Origin of the sequence: Pseudomonas sp. UME65, assembly GCF_014170225.1 — a bacterium.
GTDB classification, from domain to species: domain Bacteria; phylum Pseudomonadota; class Gammaproteobacteria; order Pseudomonadales; family Pseudomonadaceae; genus Aquipseudomonas; species Aquipseudomonas protegens.
Genome location: NZ_LZZQ01000011.1, coordinates 512,566 through 532,988 on the forward strand (window position 1 = coordinate 512,566; position 20,423 = coordinate 532,988).

Annotated in this window: 19 protein-coding genes; 13 read left to right on the top strand and 6 right to left on the bottom strand. The window is 63.3% G+C overall.

Going from position 1 to position 20,423, the window contains the following annotated elements; all coding sequences use genetic code 11:
* Positions 1–178: 178 nt before the first annotated feature.
* Positions 179–889, top strand: a complete 711-nt coding sequence (locus A9971_RS13285) for a membrane integrity-associated transporter subunit PqiC (RefSeq protein WP_041115443.1) — start codon at positions 179–181, stop codon at positions 887–889.
* Positions 890–1,118: 229 nt separating this feature from the next.
* Here the strand turns inward: A9971_RS13285 and A9971_RS13290 are convergent, their stop codons facing one another.
* The gene (locus A9971_RS13290; protein ID WP_015633930.1) at positions 1,119–2,645 is read right to left on the bottom strand and encodes an AhpA/YtjB family protein; all 1,527 of its coding nucleotides are present in this window, start codon (positions 2,643–2,645) and stop codon (positions 1,119–1,121) included.
* A 133-nt stretch (positions 2,646–2,778) separates the two neighbouring features.
* Here A9971_RS13290 and serB point away from each other — a divergent pair, with 133 nt between their 5' ends.
* Positions 2,779–3,993: a phosphoserine phosphatase SerB gene (gene serB / locus A9971_RS13295; RefSeq protein WP_015633931.1), complete on the top strand. Its 1,215-nt coding sequence runs from the start codon at positions 2,779–2,781 to the stop codon at positions 3,991–3,993.
* A gap of 71 nt (positions 3,994–4,064) precedes the next feature.
* On the opposite strand, the gene asd is transcribed toward serB, so the two are convergent.
* Genes asd through A9971_RS13310 form a run of 3 tightly spaced genes read right to left on the bottom strand, consistent with a single transcriptional unit; the run spans position 4,065 to position 7,341 of the window.
* Positions 4,065–4,925 carry an archaetidylserine decarboxylase gene (gene asd / locus A9971_RS13300; protein WP_015633932.1) on the bottom strand — a complete coding sequence of 287 codons (861 nt, stop codon included), beginning with the start codon at positions 4,923–4,925 and terminating at the stop codon, positions 4,065–4,067.
* An 18-nt stretch (positions 4,926–4,943) separates the two neighbouring features.
* Positions 4,944–5,759: a thiosulfate sulfurtransferase gene (rhdA, locus tag A9971_RS13305; RefSeq protein WP_015633933.1), complete on the bottom strand. Its 816-nt coding sequence runs from the start codon at positions 5,757–5,759 to the stop codon at positions 4,944–4,946.
* 43 nt (positions 5,760–5,802) lie between these two features.
* Positions 5,803–7,341, bottom strand: a complete 1,539-nt coding sequence (locus A9971_RS13310) for an HDOD domain-containing protein (protein WP_183000697.1) — start codon at positions 7,339–7,341, stop codon at positions 5,803–5,805.
* A 166-nt stretch (positions 7,342–7,507) separates the two neighbouring features.
* Between A9971_RS13310 and motA the strand changes: the two genes are divergently transcribed.
* A complete protein-coding gene (motA, locus tag A9971_RS13315; protein ID WP_011058928.1) occupies positions 7,508–8,359 on the top strand; it encodes a flagellar motor stator protein MotA in 852 nt (283 codons plus the stop codon).
* A gap of 3 nt (positions 8,360–8,362) precedes the next feature.
* Positions 8,363–9,493, top strand: coding sequence for a flagellar motor protein MotB (motB, locus tag A9971_RS13320; protein ID WP_183001972.1), 1,131 nt, complete (start codon positions 8,363–8,365; stop codon positions 9,491–9,493).
* Between the two features lie 52 nt (positions 9,494–9,545).
* On the opposite strand, the gene rsgA is transcribed toward motB, so the two are convergent.
* Positions 9,546–10,577, bottom strand: a complete 1,032-nt coding sequence (gene rsgA / locus A9971_RS13325) for a small ribosomal subunit biogenesis GTPase RsgA (RefSeq protein WP_011058930.1) — start codon at positions 10,575–10,577, stop codon at positions 9,546–9,548.
* Between the two features lie 108 nt (positions 10,578–10,685).
* Here rsgA and orn point away from each other — a divergent pair, with 108 nt between their 5' ends.
* Both orn and A9971_RS13335 read left to right on the top strand, forming a co-directional pair.
* On the top strand, positions 10,686–11,228 hold the full coding sequence (gene orn, locus A9971_RS13330) for an oligoribonuclease (protein ID WP_011058931.1): 543 nt from the start codon (positions 10,686–10,688) through the stop codon (positions 11,226–11,228).
* Between the two features lie 117 nt (positions 11,229–11,345).
* A complete protein-coding gene (locus tag A9971_RS13335) occupies positions 11,346–11,960 on the top strand; it encodes a trimeric intracellular cation channel family protein (RefSeq protein ID WP_169893104.1) in 615 nt (204 codons plus the stop codon).
* Here A9971_RS13335 and queG read toward each other — a convergent pair.
* On the bottom strand, positions 11,942–13,021 hold the full coding sequence (gene queG / locus A9971_RS13340) for a tRNA epoxyqueuosine(34) reductase QueG (RefSeq protein ID WP_053148769.1): 1,080 nt from the start codon (positions 13,019–13,021) through the stop codon (positions 11,942–11,944). The two genes, A9971_RS13335 and queG, sit on opposite strands and share 19 nt — an antisense overlap.
* A gap of 63 nt (positions 13,022–13,084) precedes the next feature.
* Between queG and A9971_RS13345 the strand changes: the two genes are divergently transcribed.
* The 7 genes from A9971_RS13345 to hflX all read left to right on the top strand — a co-directional run bounded on the left by A9971_RS13345 (position 13,085) and on the right by hflX (position 20,370).
* Positions 13,085–13,945, top strand: a complete 861-nt coding sequence (locus A9971_RS13345) for an NAD(P)H-hydrate dehydratase (RefSeq protein ID WP_053148772.1) — start codon at positions 13,085–13,087, stop codon at positions 13,943–13,945.
* Positions 13,933–14,403: a tRNA (adenosine(37)-N6)-threonylcarbamoyltransferase complex ATPase subunit type 1 TsaE gene (tsaE, locus tag A9971_RS13350; RefSeq protein ID WP_015633937.1), complete on the top strand. Its 471-nt coding sequence runs from the start codon at positions 13,933–13,935 to the stop codon at positions 14,401–14,403. Before A9971_RS13345 ends, tsaE begins: the two co-directional genes overlap by 13 nt.
* A gap of 3 nt (positions 14,404–14,406) precedes the next feature.
* The gene (locus A9971_RS13355; RefSeq protein WP_198409248.1) at positions 14,407–15,834 is read left to right on the top strand and encodes an N-acetylmuramoyl-L-alanine amidase; all 1,428 of its coding nucleotides are present in this window, start codon (positions 14,407–14,409) and stop codon (positions 15,832–15,834) included.
* Entirely contained in the window at positions 15,831–17,732 is a 1,902-nt protein-coding gene (gene mutL, locus A9971_RS13360) for a DNA mismatch repair endonuclease MutL (RefSeq protein WP_183000699.1), read from the top strand. The genes A9971_RS13355 and mutL overlap by 4 nt, the downstream gene beginning before the upstream one ends.
* A complete protein-coding gene (gene miaA, locus A9971_RS13365; RefSeq protein WP_183000700.1) occupies positions 17,732–18,703 on the top strand; it encodes a tRNA (adenosine(37)-N6)-dimethylallyltransferase MiaA in 972 nt (323 codons plus the stop codon). Before mutL ends, miaA begins: the two co-directional genes overlap by 1 nt.
* 92 nt (positions 18,704–18,795) lie before the next feature.
* The gene (gene hfq / locus A9971_RS13370) at positions 18,796–19,056 is read left to right on the top strand and encodes an RNA chaperone Hfq (RefSeq protein WP_007921378.1); all 261 of its coding nucleotides are present in this window, start codon (positions 18,796–18,798) and stop codon (positions 19,054–19,056) included.
* 12 nt (positions 19,057–19,068) lie between these two features.
* Entirely contained in the window at positions 19,069–20,370 is a 1,302-nt protein-coding gene (hflX, locus tag A9971_RS13375) for a ribosome rescue GTPase HflX (protein WP_011058939.1), read from the top strand.
* Positions 20,371–20,423 lie beyond the last annotated feature (53 nt).

Genomic DNA, 20,423 nt, shown 5'->3' on the forward strand with positions numbered 1-20,423 from the left:
GGCGGGCTAGAGCGTTCGATCTGCGATTTAAGCGCAGGATCGACGCTACAACACTGGAGTCAGGGCGCATATTCACGGATGATATGCGCTTTCAAACGCTGGCGTGGCCGGGCGTTATTCAGGTTTTTTTGAGTATTTACACTGTGGCTAGCCTTGTGGCCGCCACCTGGATGGGATGATGACTGCTCTGCGCCTTCCTCTTGTTTTCTTGCTCGCCGGCGTTCTTGGCCTGGCGGGTTGCAGCGTACACCAGCCGGTGTCGCTGTATCAGCTGGACAGCGGAAGTCCAGCTCAGCCGGCCAGTGCCGGCATGTCGGTATTGCTGGGGCCGGTGCTGATCGCCGACTACCTGCAACGTGAAACCCTCCTGCAGCGTCAGGATGATGGCAGCCTGCAGGCCTCCACTGATGGTCGCTGGGCCGGCAGCCTGTCTTCGGACATCGACCAGTTGCTGTTGCGCCAGGTGGCCGGTCATCTCGACAGCCAGCGGGTTGTATTGGCTCCGGCCACCAGCGGCTTCACTCCGGATGTCCAGGTGCTGCTGTCGATCACTCGCCTGGATTCAGGCAAGTCGCAGCCGGCGGTGCTGGATGCGCAATGGCGCCTGATCGACCGTCGTGGCCAGGTGCGGGACAACCGCATCGTTCATCTGCAGGAGCAGCACGCGGGAACCACGGCGTCCCAGGTCCAGGCCCAGGGCGTGCTGTTGCAGCGTCTGGCGGAACAGTTGTCGGGTGCCCTCAAGCCTCTGGCCAATCAGCCGGCGGTGGCGGAGGTGCCACGCAAGGCGGCCCCGGCTCCTGCGCCCAAGCCTGCCGGGCAGGAAAAGCAACCGAAGATCCCGATGGCCACGCCGATCCGCACGGATATGGAAGTGTTCAGGTTCTGAGTTGACACGCCGCGAGACAAGGCCCGCCCAACAGCGGGCCTTGTCGTTTCTGGCTCTGGCCAACGCAATCTCCTGTAGCCGCTGCCGAAGGCTGCGAGCAGGCCGCAGGCACGCAGCGATATCACCAGCGTTGAAGCCCCTGCGGGGCTTGTCGCAGGCTGCGCCAGCGGCTACACAAAGCTCATGAAAAAGCCCGCACTGGGCGGGCTTCTTTTTGTGCGGGTCAGCCTTACAGCTTGGCCCGTGTTTCATGCATGCGTGCCAGTTGCCGCTCCAGCATCGACGGGTAGGGCTCCATCAGGCGTTCCACGCAGCAGGCACCTTCCGGGCTGGCGATCGGGCGAATACGTGCCCGCTGGCGCAGCAGCGGGTCGTCATTGACCTTGCGCTCCACCAGCAGCAGGTTGCGGCTGTGCTGGGACAGGGCCAGGGCATCCTGAGCGGTTTCGGTGAGCAGCAGGTCGATCTGGCTCAGGCCGAACAGTTCGTCGCCCAGGGTCAGGCCCAGTTGCAGTTGCAGGGTGATGCCGCTGTCCGCCACTTCGATCTGCAGGGCATGGCCCAGGGCGCGCAGCAACTCGCCGCAGCAGATGGCGTTGGTCAGGTAGTCGTCACCGCTGTCTTCGCTGTGGAACAGCATCAGCGTGCTGCCATCGTTCAGGGTATGCAGTTCGCTCTGGTACAGCGAGGCGGCCTGGTCGAGGCAATCGCGGTAGCGTTCCAGCAGTTCCATCAGGCGGGCGCGGGGCAGGCGTCGCAGTTGCTCCTGGGCACCGAGTTGCACCGCGAGTACCGCACTGTGCTGGGGCTGGGCCGGAACCTGTGGTTGCGGTTGTGGCTTGGCAGCAGGCGTCGATGAGCTGTCCCGCAGGTCGGCGAAGGGGTCTTCCTCGTCCAGTTCATCTTCTTCGGCGTGAACCAGGTGCCGGGGTGCAGGCTTCAGGCCTGCTACCGGAGCGCTTTCGTCGAAGCTCGGGTCCCGCAGGTTGCGCACTTCGAATGCCGGCTCATCGTCCTCGTCGTCTTGCACTTCAGCCTCGGGCTGCGGTGCCGGTTCGGGTTTTTCCGGCACCAGGCGGGCATGCAGCTGACGCGCCAGATCGCCGATTTCGTCCTGGCGCTGGGTGGCGGGAGTGTGTTCGTCCAGGTCACGCAGCCAGACTCGCAGTTGCAGCAGCGGAGTCGAGATGTGCCGCCCCAGGCGCAGGCTCAAGGCCAGGGCCAGGGCCAGCAGGATGGCGCTGAGGATGCCCATGCTTTGCAGGCTGATGGTCATCGGCTGCTGGAATTGCGCCATGTCCAGGCTGATTCGCAGGTTGCCCGCGGTCACGTCCTGGAAGGTGATCTTGGTCTGGTACACGCCCTCGGTTTCACCCAGCAGGCTGCTCTTGGGGCGCTGGCCGGCCTCGGCGAGGATGCGGTTGTCCACGCTGTAGATGGCCGCGTGGGCCACCAGCGGGTTCTTGGTCAGATTGTTGAGCAGGACATTGAGGCTGAGGATGTCGTTGGACACCAGCAGCTCGGTGGCCGAGGTGGCGGTCTGGGTGGTCAGGCTCTGACCCAGGGCGTCGGCTTGTTCGTGCATGGCTTGCTTGAACTGCAGGCCCATCACGCCGGCATAGATCACCAGGGCCAGGGCGACCAGGATCACGTTATGGCTGGCAATGCGCAATGCAATCGGCACACGGCGGTGGCGCAGTGCACGGAAGATCAGCAGGAAGAAGTTATCGGTTTTAACTGGCGTGGGCCGGTTCACTGAGCTCGGCTCTTTTGTCCGTGAAGTTGACGCGCAGTATAGCGACAGGCCCTAGACCGGCAAAGCGCTGGCTGTGCCCGATGGTCACCGAAAGTGGGTAGAATGCGCTTTTTTTCCACCTCGGGGGTGCGCCTTGCGCGAAATTGTCCTGATAAACATCACCGGCGAAGATCGTCCCGGTCTGACTGCGGCCATTACCGGCGTTCTGGCCCAGGGTGGTGTGAACATTCTCGACATCGGTCAGGCGGTGATCCACGACACCTTGTCGTTCGGCATCCTGGTTGAAATTCCCAGCAACGAGCAGAGCTCGTCGGTGCTCAAGGACATCCTGTTCACCGCCTACAAGCTCGACCAGCAGGTGCGCTTCACGCCGGTGTCCGAGCAGGATTACCAGCAGTGGGTCGCCGGGCAGGGCAAGAAGCGCCATATCGTGACCCTGCTGACGCGCAAGGTTACCGCCGAACAGTTGCAGCGCGTGAGCTCCATCACCGCCAAGTACGGCCTGAACATCGACCATATCGATCGCCTGTCCGGGCGCATGCCCCTGGACATGCCAGCCGACCAGGGCAAGGGCTGCATCGAGTTCTCGGTACGTGGCGAAGCCGCCGATCCGCAAGCCCTGCGGGCCGAGTTCCTCAGCGTGGCCCAGGAGCTGAACGTCGATATCGCGTTCCAGGAAGACTCGCTGTTCCGCCGTAACCGGCGCCTGGCGGTGTTCGACATGGATTCGACGCTGATCGAGGCCGAAGTCATCGACGAGCTGGCCAAGGCGGCCGGTGTCGGCGATCGGGTCGCGGAAATCACCGAGCGGGCGATGGCCGGCGAGCTGGACTTCCGCGCCAGTTTCAAGGAGCGCCTGGCGCTACTCAAGGGCCTGGACGTCAATGTGCTGGACGCCATCGGCGCCTCCCTGCGCCTGACCGAGGGCGCCGAAACCCTGTTCGCCGAGCTCAAGCGCCTGGGCTACAAGACCGCGATCCTCTCCGGCGGCTTCACCTACTTTGCCAAGCAGCTGCAAGCCAAGCTGGGTATCGACTACGTGTTCGCCAACGAGCTGGAAGTGGTGGACGGCAAGGTCACTGGCGTGGCGGTGGAGCCGATTGTCGACGCCCAGCGCAAGGCCGATCTGCTACGTGAGCTGGCGCACAAGGAAGGCCTGCGCCTGGAGCAGACCATCGCTGTCGGCGATGGCGCCAACGATTTGCCGATGCTCGGCATTGCCGGCCTGGGCGTGGCATTCCGCGCCAAGCCGCTGGTCAAGCAGTCGGCCAAGCAGGCGATCTCGACCCTGGGCCTGGATGGCGTGCTGTACCTGCTGGGGTTCCGTGACCGCGACGGGCAGCTCTGAGCCGCCGGAAAATCCCCGCCCATAAAAAACGCCGCTGATCAGCGGCGTTTTTTATGTCCGGCATTCAGGCCTCAAGCCTTGGGCAGGCCCAGGCCCTGGCCCATTCGCACGGGCGAGCCGGCAGCCAGCTCTTGGGCCCACTGCACCTGGTCCGGGCCAAACAGCACGATGGCCGTGGAGCCCAGCTTGAAGCGGCCCATTTCGGCGCCTTTCTCCAGGTGGATCGGAGCGCGGGCGGCTTCGTCGTAGCGCACGGTCTTGAGTTCGCGCTTGGGCGGCGTTACCAGGCCAGCCCAGACGGTTTCGATTGAAGCGACGATCATCGCGCCCACCAGCACCAGCGCCATCGGGCCGCGCTCGGTATCGAAGATGCACACCACGCGCTCGTTGCGTGCGAACAGCTCGGGTACGTTTTCAGCGGTAGTCTGGTTGACCGAGAAGATCCGGCCCGGCACATAGACCATTTCCCGCAGGGTGCCGGCCAGGGGCATGTGCACCCGGTGGTAGTCCTTGGGGGAGAGGTAGATGGTGGCAAAGTCGCCGCCCATGAACGGCTGTGCCAGGGCCGGGTCACCGCCCAGCAGTTCCAGCACGCTGTAGCTGTGGCCCTTGGCCTGGAACACTCGGCCGTGTTCGATCGGGCCCAGTTGGCTGACCGCGCCGTCGGCAGGGCTGAGCACCGCGCCCGGGGTCGGGTCCAGCGGCCGCGCGCCGTCTTTGAGGGCGCGGGTGAAGAAGGCGTTGAAATGCTCGTAGGCGGTCACGTCCTCGACCTGGGCCTCGGACATATCCACTTGATACTGCTTGGCGAACCAGCGGGTGAAGGCATTCTTGAACCAGCGCACGCGGCACTCGGCAATGCAGCCGGCCAGGCGCGACAGCAGGTGATGAGGCAGCAGGTACTGGCTGATGATGAACAAACGCTTTTTCATTGGGTGTCCTTAAAAACCTTAAATCTCTACGGGCGTATCGGGATGATTGCCCCATTCGCCCCAGGAGCCGGCGTAGCCCTTGACCCGTGGGTAGCCCAGCGCCTTGGCCACCAGATAGGTGAAGCCGGAGCGATGGTGGGTCTGGCAGTGGGTGATCACTTCTTTGTCTTTGCTGATGCCCAGGTCCGCAAGGATCTGTGGCATGTCGCGGCGGATGCGCAGGTGGCGTGCCTGATCCATGCCGGCGGTCCATTCGAAATTCACCGCGCCGGGGATATGCCCGCCCTTGGCTGCCAGGACTTTTTCGCCGGAGTACTCCAGCGGTCCGCGGGCGTCCCAGATCACCAGGTCCGCCGCGCCGAGACGGCTTTGCAGGTATTCGCGGGTGGCGGTGGGCTCGTCATGCAGGGCCAGTGCCACGGGGCCGCCGACCGCGGCCGGGACTTCGGTAGACACGGGCAGGCCTTCCGCCAGCCAGGCCGGCAGGCCGCCGTCGAGGTAGTGGTAGCGGTGGTGGCCGATCACGTCCAGCAGCCAGATGAAGCGCCCGGCCCAGCCACCGCCTTCATCGTCGTAGACCACATAGACCGCGTCCGGGTTGTGCCCGAGTTCGCCGAACAGCGTTTCAAGCGCCGCTTGCGGCGGCAGCAGCCCGGGAGCCGGCGCCTGGCCCAGCTGAGTGCGCTTGGGGTCGACGAAGCGCGCCCCGGGAATATGCCCGGTTGCATAGCGGGCAGCGCTGGTCAGGTCGACCAGGATCAGTTCGCGGGCGTTCAGGCGGGCGAGCAGGTCGCTCGGTTCAATGACCAGCGGCAAGCCAGAGAAGTCAGACATGTCAGGTCCCCAGGGCGCAAAGGGAAGGATTGTAGCGCAAGCGTCATTGGCTGCGGTTGGTAAAGCTGTGCAAGGCTTTTTCGATGCACTGGGCGGTCTTGCCGAAGGCCTGGACGCTAATTTCCGAGAACGGCACGCCGCCCTGGTCGGCGATCGCCAGCATCAGTACCCGGCCATTGCACGACAGTGAGCGGATCAGCAGGTGTTCGCCGCGAAACAGCTGGCGCAGCGAGCTTGGCAGGTGAGGGGCGAACTGGGCCCGGTTGGCCGGGGTCAGGCGGATCTGCGCGGATTTTTCCAGCAGGCGTTGCAACAGCGGGCTCTGCTTGGCCTGCAGGGTCAGGCTGGCCGCTTCCCTGGGCAGGCCGTAAAGCTGTTGCACTCGCAGGTGGCTCAGGCTGCGATCGACCATCAGCAGCATGATCCGATGCATGCCGCACGCCGCCAGGGCATCCCGGGCAAAGCCGGTAAGGTGCACGGCGTTGGTAAAGGGGCTGGGGTCCAGCAACAGTTCGCCGCAGAGCTTGCGCCACTTGGTCAGTTCCAGTGCGGTGGGCGCCGGGGCTGGTTGCTCGCCGTGATGCAGGCGTCGGGCATCCCAAGGCCAGAGCAGGGCCTGGGCCGGGTGCCAGAGATCGGGCTGGGTGTCGTTGCGGGCGCTTTGTGCTGCCTGTTGGTGCAACTGTTGCTGGACCTGGTCCAGGGGGATCTGCAGATAAAGAGCGGTAAGGTTCTGCCAGCGCCGGCCATGGGGACTGTTCCAGGACTGTTGCGCCGCCAGCGCCAGGCCGTTGGCCAGCAACACAGTGTTTGCCGGCTGGTTCAGCCAGCGCCGCAGATCCGGTTCAGCGTCCAGGCGTTGTTGCTGGCGCAGCGGGTTGTCGCTGTCGCGGGCAATCAGCATGACCTTGGCCAGCAGGTGCTGCTCCTGGGTCAGCAGGCGATAGCCCTGCTGGACCCAGATCGGCAGGTGCCAGGCCAGGACCAGGGCCTGGCACATTTCCATCAGCCGCACTCCGAACAGTTGCAGTTCAACGTCGTGTGCGGATTCGTGCTTGTAGATGACCCGCAGTTCCCACTCTTCCAGCAGCTTGGGATAGACCAGGGCCATGGCCCACAGCGGCGAGAGAAACAGCAGGCTGCCCCAGTGGATGTCCTGCCAGAGTCGCGCCAGGCGTCCGGCAAAGAAGCCATTGGCTTGCTGGCTGGCGTGCTGGCTGATCAGCTGGAACTGGCGCAATGCCTGGGGGATCTGCTCTTCAGGCAGCGTCGGCAGTTGCTCGAGCAACTCCTCGGTACGCTTGAGGCCCAGGCGGTTGACCGCGATCTCCAGGTTTTCCGCCGGTTCGCTCATGCTGCCGTGGGAATGCCGGTTGGCTTCGCGGATCACGCTCAAGGCCAGTGCCGGGCTGTTTTGCATCAGATCGACAATCTCCCGCAGCGAGCTGCGGTTGTTGGCGATGGCGCGGCAGACCCGGTCATGGCTGGCCTGGGGCACCGGCAGGCGCACGCCATTGAGGAGCTTTACCCAGGCGTCGAGAGAGGCGGGCGGAGAATGTGGGACGCTGGTTTCATTAGACATGGTCGGGCGCAATCATCGTCTGCTGTGAACACGCCCAGAGCGGGCCAAACTGGCTTTTCGCCTTAACTGGCTATAGTCTGGCGCAGTTTTGCCGATAAGTAGAAGAAGAGTTTTAAGAACTTCCGAATATGACCTTGAACCCGACTCAATAAGTACTCCCCTACCTATGGCTAAAATTATCGGCATCATCGTCGTATTCGCGAGCGTGCTCGGCGGATACGTGCTTTCCCACGGCAAAATCGCGGCACTGATCCAGCCTTTCGAAGTGCTGATCATCGGCGGCGCAGCCTTTGGCGCATTCCTCCAGGCCAACCCGGGCTACATGACGATGCACGTCGTCAAGAAATCCCTGGGCATGTTCAGCTCGCGCTTCACCCACACCTTCTACCTGGAAGTGCTGGGCCTGATCTACGAGATCCTCAACAAGAGTCGTCGCGAAGGCATGATGGCCATCGAAGGCGATATCGAGGACGCCGCGGCCAGCCCGATTTTCGCCAAGTACCCGGCGGTGCTCAAAGATGAACGCATGACCGCCTTCGTCTGTGACTATCTGCGCATCATGTCCTCCGGCAACATGGCTCCCCACGAGCTGGAAGGCCTGTTCGACATGGAGCTGTTCAGCCTCAAGGAAGACCTTGAGCATCCATCCCATGCGGTCAACGGGATTGCCGACGGCATGCCCGGTTTCGGTATCGTCGCGGCGGTATTGGGGATCGTGGTGACCATGGCTTCCCTGGGCGATGGCGACCAGAAGTCCATCGGCCTGCACGTAGGTGCGGCACTGGTGGGTACTTTCTTCGGTATTCTCGCGGCCTATGGTTTCTTCGGCCCGCTGGCCCACTCCCTGGCCCACGACGCCAAGGAAGAACTGAACGTCTACGAAGCCATCAAGGCATCGCTGGTGGCCTCGGCTTCCGGCATGCCGCCGTCCCTGGCCGTGGAGTTCGGGCGCAAGGTTCTGTACCCGGCGCACCGTCCTAGCTTCGCCGAGCTGGAACAAGCGGTTCGCGGTCGCTAAGTCATGGAAAATAATCAGCCGATTATCATCAAGCGCGTCAAGCGCTTCGCTGGCGGACATCACGGGGGCGCCTGGAAAATCGCCTTCGCCGACTTCGCCACGGCGATGATGGCGTTCTTCCTGGTTTTGTGGCTGCTGTCCACGGCCACCCCGGAACAGAAGATCGCCATCGCCGGTTACTTCAAGGATCCGATCGGCTTCTCGGAAAGCGGTACGCCCTACATCATCGACCTGGGCGGCTCCCCTGAGCTGGCGCCGGACAACACCCTCAACCCCGAGATCAAGTCCCAGCCACAACCGGACAAGGTCACGGTGGATGCCGACCAGGTGGAGGGCATGGCCGAGCAGGTCGAGCGCGAGCGTCTCGAGTTGCTGTTGCAAGAGTTGCAGAACAAGGTTGAAGAGAGCCCGCAACTGCAGAAGTTCAAGGACCAGATCCTCTTCGAGATCACCCCGGACGGCCTGCGGATCCAGATCATGGACGCTGAGAACCGGCCGATGTTCGACTCTGGCAGTGCACGTCTGAAGCCGTATTTCGAAGACATCCTGCTGGCCATGGCCGACACCATCAAGACCGTGCCGAACAAGATCAGCATCAGCGGTCACACCGACGCCAAGCCCTATTCGGGCACTGGCGACTTCGGCAACTGGGAACTGTCGGCCAACCGGGCCAACGCTGCGCGTCGGGCGCTGGTGGCGGGTGGTTATCCTGATCCGCAAGTCGCGCGTGTGGTGGGCTTTGCTTCGTCGGCTCTATTCGATCGCAAGGACCCGTTCAACCCGGTCAACCGGCGCATCGATATCGTCGTGCTGACCAAGAAGGCCCAGCGTGCCATCGAGGGTGAGCAGACCGATCCCAATGCTCCGGTACCGACCCAGGGTAGCGGTGCGCCCGGTGAAGTACCGGGGGCGGCAGCCGACCCGAATGCCTTGCCGCCCGGTAGCGAACCGCTGCCGGCGCACGAGGTGCGTCAACGTATGAATATCTTCGAGGACGGTGTGCTGAAGATGGACGAGCAGGGTGCGGCGGGCCAGTCTTCCGCTCCGGCTCCGGCTCCGGCTCCGGCTCCGGCTCCGGCTCCAGCTCCCACTGCTCCGGTGACGCCGCCCGCTACGCCGGGCACGGCGAAGTGACAAACGACAAGGCCGCGAAGATCGCGGCCTTGTCGTATCTGGGTCAGGTCAATCAGTAACTGTTGTCTGGCAGGCTGGCGAGGATCGAGCGGTAGCTGTTCATCCGTTGCTGCTGGATGCGCCCGTCTTCCAGGGCCTTGAGCAAGGCACAGCCCGGCTCGCGATCGTGCTTGCAATCGCGGAAGCGGCAGGTGCCCAGCAAGTCATTGAACTCGATGAACCCCGCCTCGACATCGGCGCGGCTGACATGGCCGAGGCCGAACTCACGGATACCGGGGGAGTCGATCAGCTCACCGCCACCGGGGAAGTGGAACAGGCGCGCGGTCGTGGTGGTGTGAGTGCCCTGGCCGGAGAACTCCGACAGCGGGCCGACGCGGGTTTCGACTTCCGGCAGCAGGCTGTTGACCAGGGACGACTTGCCCACCCCCGACTGGCCGACGAATACACTGATGCGCCCGTCCAGCAGGGCTTGCAACTGCTCCATGCCGTCGCCGTGATGAGCCGAGACCTCCAGCAGCGGGTAGCCCAGCTGGCGGTAGACCGCGAGCAGGGCGTTGAGCGCAGGGGCGTTCTGCTCATCGATCAGGTCGGCCTTGTTCAGCAGCAGCAACGGCCGGATTCCAGCATGCTCGGCGGCTACCAGGTAGCGGTCGATCAGGTTGGCGTGGGGCTCGGGCATGGGCGCAAACACGATCACGATCATGTCGACGTTGGCGGCCACCGGCTTGAGTTGGCCGCGGCTGTCCGGGCGGCACAGCTCGGTGCTGCGCGGCAGTTGCGCGACGATCACCCCGATGCCCTGGTTGCCGGCGCGCCAGACCACCTGGTCGCCGGTCACCAGGGCCGGCAGGTTGGCCCGCAGGTAGCAGCGGAACACCTGGCCGGCCGTTTCGCCTTCGCGAGCCTCGACTTCGACCTGGACGCCGAAGTGGGCGATGACCAGGCCGGTCTGTTCCGGGCCCAGGTCGCCACCTTCCAGCGCCTCGACGGCAGAGGACTCGCGTTTGGCGGCGCGGGCGGCGCGCTCACCCTGGATCTTTTCGATGCGCCAGTTTTGGCGGCGATTGAGCTGGCGTTTGGCCATTGGTGTTCCGTGTCGATAATTACGGCGGATAGGTAAAACGGCGGCGAGTTTAGCACGCCGGGCAGGCCCTCTAGGCTAAACTGCGCAACTACGCCGAGGAGCCCACCCATGCAAAACCCGCAGAACCTGATTTGGATCGACCTGGAAATGACCGGTCTGAACCCTGACACCGACGTCATCATCGAGATGGCCACCATTGTCACTGACAGCAACCTCAACACCTTGGCTGAAGGACCGGTCATTGCCATCCACCAGAGCGACGAGATCCTCGCCGGCATGGATGAATGGAACACCCGCCAGCACGGCGGTTCCGGTCTGACCCAGCGGGTTCGCGAAAGCCGCATCAGCATGGCCGAAGCAGAAGCCCAGACCATTGCCTTCCTGGAGCAGTGGGTACCCAAGGGCAAATCGCCGATCTGCGGCAACAGCATCTGCCAGGACCGGCGCTTCCTGTACCGCCACATGAAGGCTCTGGAAAGCTACTTCCACTACCGCAACCTGGACGTCTCGACCCTCAAGGAACTGGCCGCCCGCTGGGCGCCGGACGTGCGCGACAGCTTCAAGAAAGGCAGCACCCACCTGGCCCTGGACGATATTCGCGAGTCCATTGCCGAGCTCCAGCACTACCGCAAGCACTTCATCAAGTTCTGACCCGCAGGCGCCGGCTTGCCGGCGAACGGGCGCCCGCTGCGACTCGGCGCCCGTACCCGCCCCCTTTTGGTGCCCGCTTCAACTGAGTAGACTGCGCGCCTTCCTGCAAGGACCGCCATCATGCTGTTGATGCTTTATCTGATTGCCATTACCGCCGAAGCCATGACCGGCGCCCTGTCTGCCGGCCGGCGCGGCATGGACTGGTTCGGTGTGGTGCTGATTGCCTGCGTCACCGCACTCGGCGGCGGTTCGGTGCGTGATGTGCTGCTGGGCCACTATCCGCTGACCTGGGTCAAGCACCCGGAATACCTGGTGCTGACGTCGGTGGCGGCGTTGGTGACGATCTTCATCGCGCCCTTGATGCGTCACCTGCGCTCGCTGTTTCTGGTGCTCGACGCCGTGGGCCTGGTGGCCTTTACCCTGATCGGCTGCATGACTGCCCTGGAAATGGGCCACGGCATGCTGGTGGCTTCAGTCAGCGGGGTGATCACCGGGGTCTTTGGCGGCATCCTCAGGGACATCTTCTGCAACGATATCCCGCTGATCTTTCGCCGCGAGCTGTACGCCAGCGTGTCCTTCGCCGCGGCCTGGTGCTACATGCTGTGCATCTACCTGCAACTGCCCAGCGAGCAGTCGATCCTGGTCACCCTGTTCGGCGGCTTTCTATTGCGCCTGCTGGCGATCCGTTTTCACTGGGAAATGCCCAAGTTCGTCTACAACGACGAACACTGACGGTTGGTGTGCTGGTCCAGGGCCCATTGCACATGTTCGCGAACCAGTTCCGAGGGGTAGTCCTGGCGGGCCTTGAGGGCTTCCAGCACCGGAATGCTAGAGGGGGCGTTGCCCAGGCCCACCGCCAGGTTGCGTAGCCAGCGCTCGTAGCCGGCGCGGCGCAAGGGTGAACCTTCGGTATTGCTGAGGAATTTGTCCTCGTCCCACATGAACAGCTCTGCCAGTTCGGCATTGTCCAGGTTGTGCCGGGGCTTGAAGTCGCCCTCGGCCGTTGAGCGGGCGAAGCGATTCCAGGGGCAGACGATCTGGCAGTCATCGCAGCCGAATACCCGGTTGCCGATCAGCGGGCGCAGGTCTTCGGGGATGGCGCTTTTGAGCTCGATGGTCAGGTAGGAAATGCAGCGTCGGGCATCCAGCACATAGGGGCCGACGAAGGCGTTGGTCGGGCAGATGTCCAGGCAGGCGGTGCAGCGGCCGCAGTGCTCCGTGGCGTGGGGCGCGTCCACCGGCAGGGGCAGGTCGACGAACAGTTCGCTGAGGAAGAAGTAGCTGCCGGCTTTGCGATTCAGCACCAGGGTGTTCTTGCCGATCCAGCCGAGCCCGGCCTGTTCGGCGATGGCTTTTTCCAGCACCGGAGCGCTATCGACGAAGGCGCGGTAGCCAAAGGGGCCGATGGCTTGCTGGATGCGCTCGGCCAGTTGCTGTACGCGCTTGCGGATCAGCTTGTGATAATCGCGCCCCAGGGCATAGCGCGAAACGTAGGCCTTGGAAGGCTGGGCCAGGCGCTGGGCCATCTGGGTGTCGCCGGGCAGGTAGTCCATGCGCAGCGAAACCACCCGCAGGGTGCCAGGCACCAACTGGTCGGGATGGGAGCGTTTGCTGCCGTGGGCGCCCATGTATTCCATCTCGCCGTGGTAGCCGGCGGCGAGCCAGCGTTCCAGGTGCTGCTCATGCTCGGCCAGGTCCAGGCCGCTGATGCCGACTTGTTGAAAGCCCAGTTCGCGGCCCCAGTCCTTGATCGATTGGGCGAGAGCGGGAAGATCCTGGGTAATAGCGGGCATGAGGCGAGAGAAACCGGGGCTGAGGTGCGTATAATTCTGCCAGACATCGGAGCTCGAAGACGCATGCCGCAGACAAAACACCCTCTACCTGACGTTCAGTTGCTGACTTCTGGCCATTTGCCACATCTGAATGGACGACTTCGCGATGCCCACAAGGGCCAGTTCGGGCACCTGTTGCTGATTGGGGGCGATCGAGGTTTTGCCGGCGCCGCCTTGCTGAGTGCGGAAAGTGCCTTGCGCAGTGGCGCGGGGCTGGTGTCCCTGGCGACCCGCAGTGAGCATGTGGCTGCCGCTGCGGCGCGCTTGCCTGAGGTCATGACCCAGGGCACTCATTCGGCCAACCAGTTGATGGGGTTGCTGGCTCGGGCCACGGTGCTGGTGGTCGGGCCGGGGTTGGGGCAGGGCGCCTGGGGGCGCAGTCTGCTGTCGGCGGCGGCCAATGCGCCGTTGCCCCAGGTGTGGGATGCCGATGCCTTGAACCTGCTGGCCGAGGGCGGGCTGCAACTGCCTGCCGCGAGTGTCATCACTCCCCATCCGGGAGAGGCGGCGCGGCTGCTGGGTATCTCCAGCGCCGAGGTGCAGGCGGATCGCCCTGCAGCGGCCCTGGCGTTGAGCAAAAAATACGCAGCGGTTGCGGTACTCAAGGGGGCCGGTAGCCTGATCGCCACTGCCGATGGGCGGCTGGCCCGCTGTGACGTAGGGCATCCGGCGATGGCCACGGCAGGCTTGGGTGATGTGCTGGCTGGCCTGATCGGCGCCTTGCTGGCGCAAGGCTTGTCGGCATTCGATGCCGCCTGCCTGGCGGTCTGGCTGCATGCCAGCGCGGGCGAGCTGCAAGGCAAATTGGGCCGAGGGCTGGCGGCCAGTGATCTGATTCCAGCCATTCGTCAGTTGTTGGAGGAACAATCACCGTGTCTGAGTTAACCCTTTTTCTGGCCGACGAACAGGCCATGGTGGAATTTGGTGCACGTATTGCCCAGGTGACCCAAGGCGTGGGGGTGATCTTCCTCGAGGGCGACCTGGGAGCGGGCAAAACCACCTTGTCGCGAGGGATCATCCGTGGCCTGGGGCACGCGGGGGCAGTGAAGAGCCCGACCTTTACCCTGGTCGAACCGTACGAGATCGGCTCAGTGCGGGCTTTCCACTTCGACCTGTACCGCCTGGTGGATCCTGAGGAGCTGGAGTTCCTGGGGATTCGCGACTACTTCGAGGGCGATGCTCTGTGCCTGCTGGAGTGGCCCCAGCGTGGTGCAGGCTTTTTGCCAAAGCCTGACCTGACCATTACCATTACCCCGCATAACAATGGGCGTTCTGTGCATCTGTTGTCTCAAGGCTCGCGTGGCGAGTCCTGGTGTGCCGCTTTGGCGTTGGAATTCAAATAATTGATGGGGTTAGGTATGCGCATTCGCGCGTTGGTTGCTGTCGTAGGACTGTTGCTTACGGCATTGGCCGTCGATGCTGTGGCCGCTACACAGGTTCGCAGCGTCCGCCTGTGGCGGGCACCGGATAACACGCGACTGGTATTCGACCTGTCCGGCCCGGTTCAGCACAGCGTCTTTACCCTGACGGCCCCGGATCGTCTGGTGATCGATATCAATGGCGCGACCCTTGGCGGTCCGCTGAACGTCGCCACGGCCAATACACCGATTACCGCCATGCGCTCGGCACAGCGCACGCCCAGTGACCTGCGGGTGGTCATCGACCTGAAAAAGGCCGTTACGCCGAAGAGTTTCACCCTGGCGCCCAACGCTCAGTACGGCAATCGCCTGGTGGTCGATCTGTTCGACAACCCGGCTGACGCCGCGCCACCTGCTGCGCCGCCACCTACTGTGGCCACTGTCCCAGCAGTGCCCGTCACTCCGGCGGAGCCGGCGATCAAGCTGCCGCCAGCCCCGGCGGGCAAGCGCGACATCATTGTGGTGATCGATGCCGGCCACGGCGGCGAAGACCCGGGTGCCTCCGGCTCCCGCGGGCAGCATGAAAAAGACGTGGTGCTGGCCATTGCTCGCGAATTGCAACGTCAGGTCAATGGCCTCAAGGGTTTCCGCGCCGAGCTGACCCGTACTGGCGACTACTTCATTCCATTGCGCGGTCGTACCGAGATCGCCCGCAAGAAGGGCGCCGACCTGTTCGTCTCGATCCATGCCGACGCTGCGCCTTCGGCCGCGGCCTTTGGCGCGTCGGTGTTTGCCTTGTCTGAACGTGGTGCCACGTCGGAAACCGCGCGCTGGCTGGCGGACAGCGAGAACCGTTCCGACCTGATCGGCGGGGCTGGCAACGTCAGCCTGGATGACAAGGACCGGATGCTGGCCGGGGTGCTGCTGGACCTGTCGATGACAGCTTCCCTGACCTCCAGTCTGAATGTCGGGCAGAAAGTCCTGAACAACATCGGCCGGGTGACTCCGTTGCACAAGCAGCGGGTGGAACAGGCCGGGTTCATGGTGCTCAAATCCCCGGATATTCCGTCGATCCTGGTGGAAACCGGCTTTATCTCCAACTCCAACGAGGCCTCGAAGCTGGCCACCGCCAGCCATCAGCAGGCCCTGGCGCGCTCCATCAGCAGCGGCGTGCGGCAGTTCTTCCAGCAGAACCCGCCACCGGGCACCTATATTGCCTGGCTGCGCGATTCCGGGAAGATCGCCCAGGGGCCGCGTGATCACCGGGTCAATCCGGGGGAAACCCTGGCCATGATCGCCGTGCGCTATCAGGTCTCCGCAGCCACGCTACGCAGTGCCAACAACCTGAAAAGCGATGAATTGAAAGTGGGGCAGGTGTTGACCATCCCCGGTACAGAACTGGCGGCCAAGGAATGAGTGAATCGGTAATCAGTAGCGCGCGCATCGAGCTGCTCAGCCCGCGCCTGGCCAACCAGATTGCCGCGGGCGAGGTGGTCGAGCGCCCGGCTTCGGTGATCAAGGAGCTGTTGGAAAACAGCCTGGACTCCGGCGCCAAGCGCATCGATGTGGATGTGGAGCAGGCCGGGGTCAAGCTGCTGCGGGTACGTGACGACGGTAGCGGCATTTCCTCCGACGACTTGCCGCTGGCCCTGGCCCGGCACGCCACCAGCAAGATCCGCGACCTGGAGGACCTGGAGCGGGTGATGAGCCTGGGGTTTCGCGGCGAGGCCCTGGCTTCCATCAGCTCCGTGGCGCGCCTGACCCTCACGTCCCGTACCCGGGATGCCGAGCAGGCCTGGCAGGTGGAAACCGAAGGCCGGGACATGGCACCAAGGGTGCAGCCGGCGGCGCACCCGGTAGGCACTTCGGTGGAAGTCCGCGACCTGTTCTTCAATACGCCGGCACGACGCAAGTTCCTCAAGGCGGAAAAGACCGAGTTCGATCACCTGCAGGAAGTGATCAAGCGCCTGGCCCTGGCGCGTTTCGACGTGGCCTTCCACTTGCGGCACAACGGCAAGAGCATCCTCAGCCTGCACGAGGCCAAGGACGACGCCGCTCGTGCCCGTCGTGTGGCGGCGGTGTGCGGTTCGGGCTTCCTGGAGCAGGCGTTGCCCATTGAAGTCGAGCGCAACGGCTTGCATCTGTGGGGCTGGGTGGGCTTGCCGACCTTCTCCCGCAGCCAGGCGGACCTGCAGTACTTCTACGTCAACGGTCGCGCAGTACGGGACAAGCTGGTGGCTCACGCGGTACGCCAGGCTTATCGCGATGTTCTGTTCAACGGTCGACACCCGACCTTTGTTCTGTTTTTCGAAGTCGACCCGTCGGTGGTCGACGTCAACGTGCACCCGACCAAGCACGAAGTGCGTTTCCGTGACGGGCGCATGGTGCACGACTTCCTTTATGGCACCTTGCACCGGGCCCTGGGTGATGTGCGGCCCGAGGATCAGTTGGCGGCGCCGGCGGCGGTCGCCGGCATCGTGCGCCCGACAGGTATCGAGGCCGGTGAGTTCGGGCCTCAGGGTGAGATGCGCCTGGCCGCGAACCTGGCTCTGGAGCAGCCCCAATCCCAGCCGAGCTTCAATGCGCCGGGCGCGGGAGCCGGCAGTGGCTATCAATATCAGTACACGCCACGGCCACAGCCAGTGTTGCCGGCCGCCGAGAGCCAGGGCGTGTACCGCGAGTTCTTTGCCCCGTTGCCGGGGGCGGCCTTGCCGGACGGCCAGGAGGACATTCCGCCCCTGGGCTATGCCCTGGCCCAGCTCAAGGGGATCTACATCCTGGCGGAAAACGCCCTGGGTCTGGTGCTGGTGGACATGCACGCGGCTCACGAGCGGATCATGTACGAGCGCTTGAAGGTGGCCATGGCCAGCGAAGGCCTGAGTGGCCAGCCGTTGCTGGTGCCGGAGTCGATTGCCGTCAGCCAGCGTGAGGCCGATTGCGCTGAAGAACACATGGGCTGGTTCCAGCGCCTGGGCTTCGAGCTGCAGCGCCTGGGCCCGGAATCCCTGGCGATCCGCCAGATCCCGGCATTGTTGAAGCAGGCGGAAGCCAATCGCCTGGTGCACGACGTACTGGCGGACCTGATGGAGTACGGCACCAGTGACCGGATCCAGGCTCACCTCAATGAGCTGCTCGGCACCATGGCCTGCCACGGCGCGATCCGCGCCAATCGACGCCTGGCCCTGCCGGAAATGAACGCCTTGCTGCGGGACATGGAAAACACCGAGCGCAGTGGCCAATGCAACCACGGTCGACCGACCTGGACCCAAATGGGCCTGGACGATCTGGACAAACTCTTTCTGCGCGGCCGTTGATGACCCAGCTTCCTCCAGCGATTTTCCTGATGGGCCCGACCGCTGCGGGCAAGACCGATCTGGCCATCGAGCTGACCAAGGTGCTGCCTTGCGAGCTGATCAGTGTCGACTCGGCGTTGGTCTACCGCGGCATGGACATCGGTACCGCGAAGCCTTCCAGGGAGCTGCTGGCGGAGTTTCCCCACCGCCTGATCGATATTCTCGACCCTGCCGAGAGCTATTCGGCGGCGGATTTCCGTACCGATGCGCTGGCGGCCATGGCCGATATCACCGCCCGGGGCAAGATCCCGCTGTTGGTGGGCGGCACCATGCTGTATTACAAGGCGCTGCTTGAAGGCCTGGCGGACATGCCCGCGGCGGATCCGCAGGTACGTGCCGAGCTGGAGGAGGAGGCTGCACGCCTTGGCTGGCAGGCCCTGCACGACCAGCTGGCGGCGGTGGACCCCGAGTCGGCGGCGCGGATCCACCCCAACGACCCCCAGCGTCTGACCCGGGCGCTTGAGGTCTATCGGGTCAGTGGCCTGACAATGACCGCCCATCGCCAGCGTCAATTGGCGCAAAGTACTGAAGCAGGCGCATCGGGACGCAGTCAATTGCCCTATACTGTCGCCAATCTGGCCATCGCTCCGGCGAATCGCCAGGTACTGCACCAGCGTATTGCACAAAGATTCACACAAATGTTGGAACAGGGATTCATTGACGAGGTCGTAGCTCTGCGTTCCAGAAGTGACCTGCATGCCGGGTTGCCGTCTATACGTGCAGTGGGCTACCGCCAAGTCTGGGATCATCTGGATGGCAAGCTGACGTCAGCCGAAATGCAGGAGCGGGGCATCATTGCCACGCGCCAATTGGCGAAACGCCAGTTCACCTGGTTACGTAGTTGGGCTGACCTGCAATGGTTGGACAGCCTGGATTGCGACAATCTGCCACGCGCCTTGAAATACTTGGGGACGATCTCCATATTGAGCTGAGTCCTTGCAATTGCCGTCTATCCTTGGGGGTGTGACGGCTTTGGCCATCTGTTTTCTGATTTTTATTATTGATCCTTAAAGGAGTGCGGCACATGTCAAAAGGGCATTCGCTACAAGACCCTTACTTGAATACATTGCGTAAAGAGAAGGTTGGGGTTTCCATCTATCTGGTCAACGGGATCAAGCTGCAAGGTACGATCGAGTCTTTCGACCAGTTCGTCATCCTGCTGAAGAACACCGTCAGCCAAATGGTTTACAAGCACGCTATCTCGACAGTGGTTCCAGTTCGCCCGATTCGCCTGCCTAGCGCTTCCGAATCCGAACAGGGTGACGCTGAGCCAGGTAACGCCTGATAGGAGTCTCCTTTGTTCTTTGAGCGCCACGGTGGTGGTGAACGGGCCATTCTCGTTCACTTGGATGGTCAGGACCCTGAGGCGCGCGAAGATCCGCAGGAGTTTCAGGAGCTGGCATTATCGGCCGGCGCCGAGACCGTCGCGTTTGTTAGCGTGCCGCGTCATCGGCCAACCGCCAAATACCTGGTTGGCAGCGGCAAGGTCGAGGAGTTACGCGACCTGGTCAAAGCCGAACAGGTAGACCTGGTGATTTTCAATCACATCCTCACACCCAGTCAGGAACGTAACCTCGAACGTGTATTCGAGTGTCGCGTGATCGACCGCACGGGTCTGATTCTCGATATCTTCGCTCAGCGCGCGCGCACCCATGAAGGCAAGCTCCAGGTTGAACTGGCCCAGCTTGAGCACATGAGCACCCGTCTGGTTCGTGGCTGGACTCACCTTGAACGGCAGAAAGGCGGTATCGGTCTGCGCGGGCCCGGTGAAACCCAGCTGGAAACCGACCGGCGCCTGTTGCGAGTGCGTCTGCGGCAGATCAAGGCGCGCCTGGAGAAGGTTCGCAGCCAGCGTGAGCAGGCCCGTCGTGGCCGCAAGCGTGCGGATATCCCTTCAGTGTCCCTGGTGGGCTACACCAACGCCGGCAAGTCCACGCTGTTCAATGCGGTCACTGCGTCCGATGTTTTCGCTGCCGACCAATTGTTCGCCACCCTCGACCCCACCCTGCGCCGGCTTGAGCTGGATGACCTGGGGCCGATTGTGCTGGCCGATACCGTGGGGTTCATTCGCCACCTGCCGCACAAGTTGGTGGAGGCGTTTCGGGCTACCCTCGAAGAATCGAGCAACTCCGATTTGCTGCTGCATGTGATCGATGCCCATGAGCCCGAGCGCATGGCACAGATCGAGCAGGTGATGGTGGTGCTGGGGGAGATCGGGGCTCAAGACTTGCCGATCCTGGAGGTCTATAACAAACTCGATTTGCTCGAGGGTGTGGAGCCGCAGATCCAGCGCGACCCCGACGGCAAGCCACAGCGGGTCTGGCTGTCGGCCCGTGATGGCCAGGGGCTGGATCTGCTCAAGCAGGCCATCGCCGAGCTGCTGGGTGAAGATTTGTTTGTAGGCACCTTGCGCTTGCCTCAGCGTTTTGCTCGACTGCGAGCACAGTTTTTCCAGTTGAACGCTGTGCAGAAAGAAGATCACGACGACGAAGGTGTCAGCCTGCTTGCTGTTCGCCTGCCACGGGCCGAGTTGAACCGGCTGGTCAGTCGCGAAGGCATGCAGCCGTCGGAATTCATCGAGCAACACACTTTGCAATAAAAGCCTGGGCAAGCGGTTGTGCCGCTGTAGCAGGCATTCTGTAGCATTGGTCG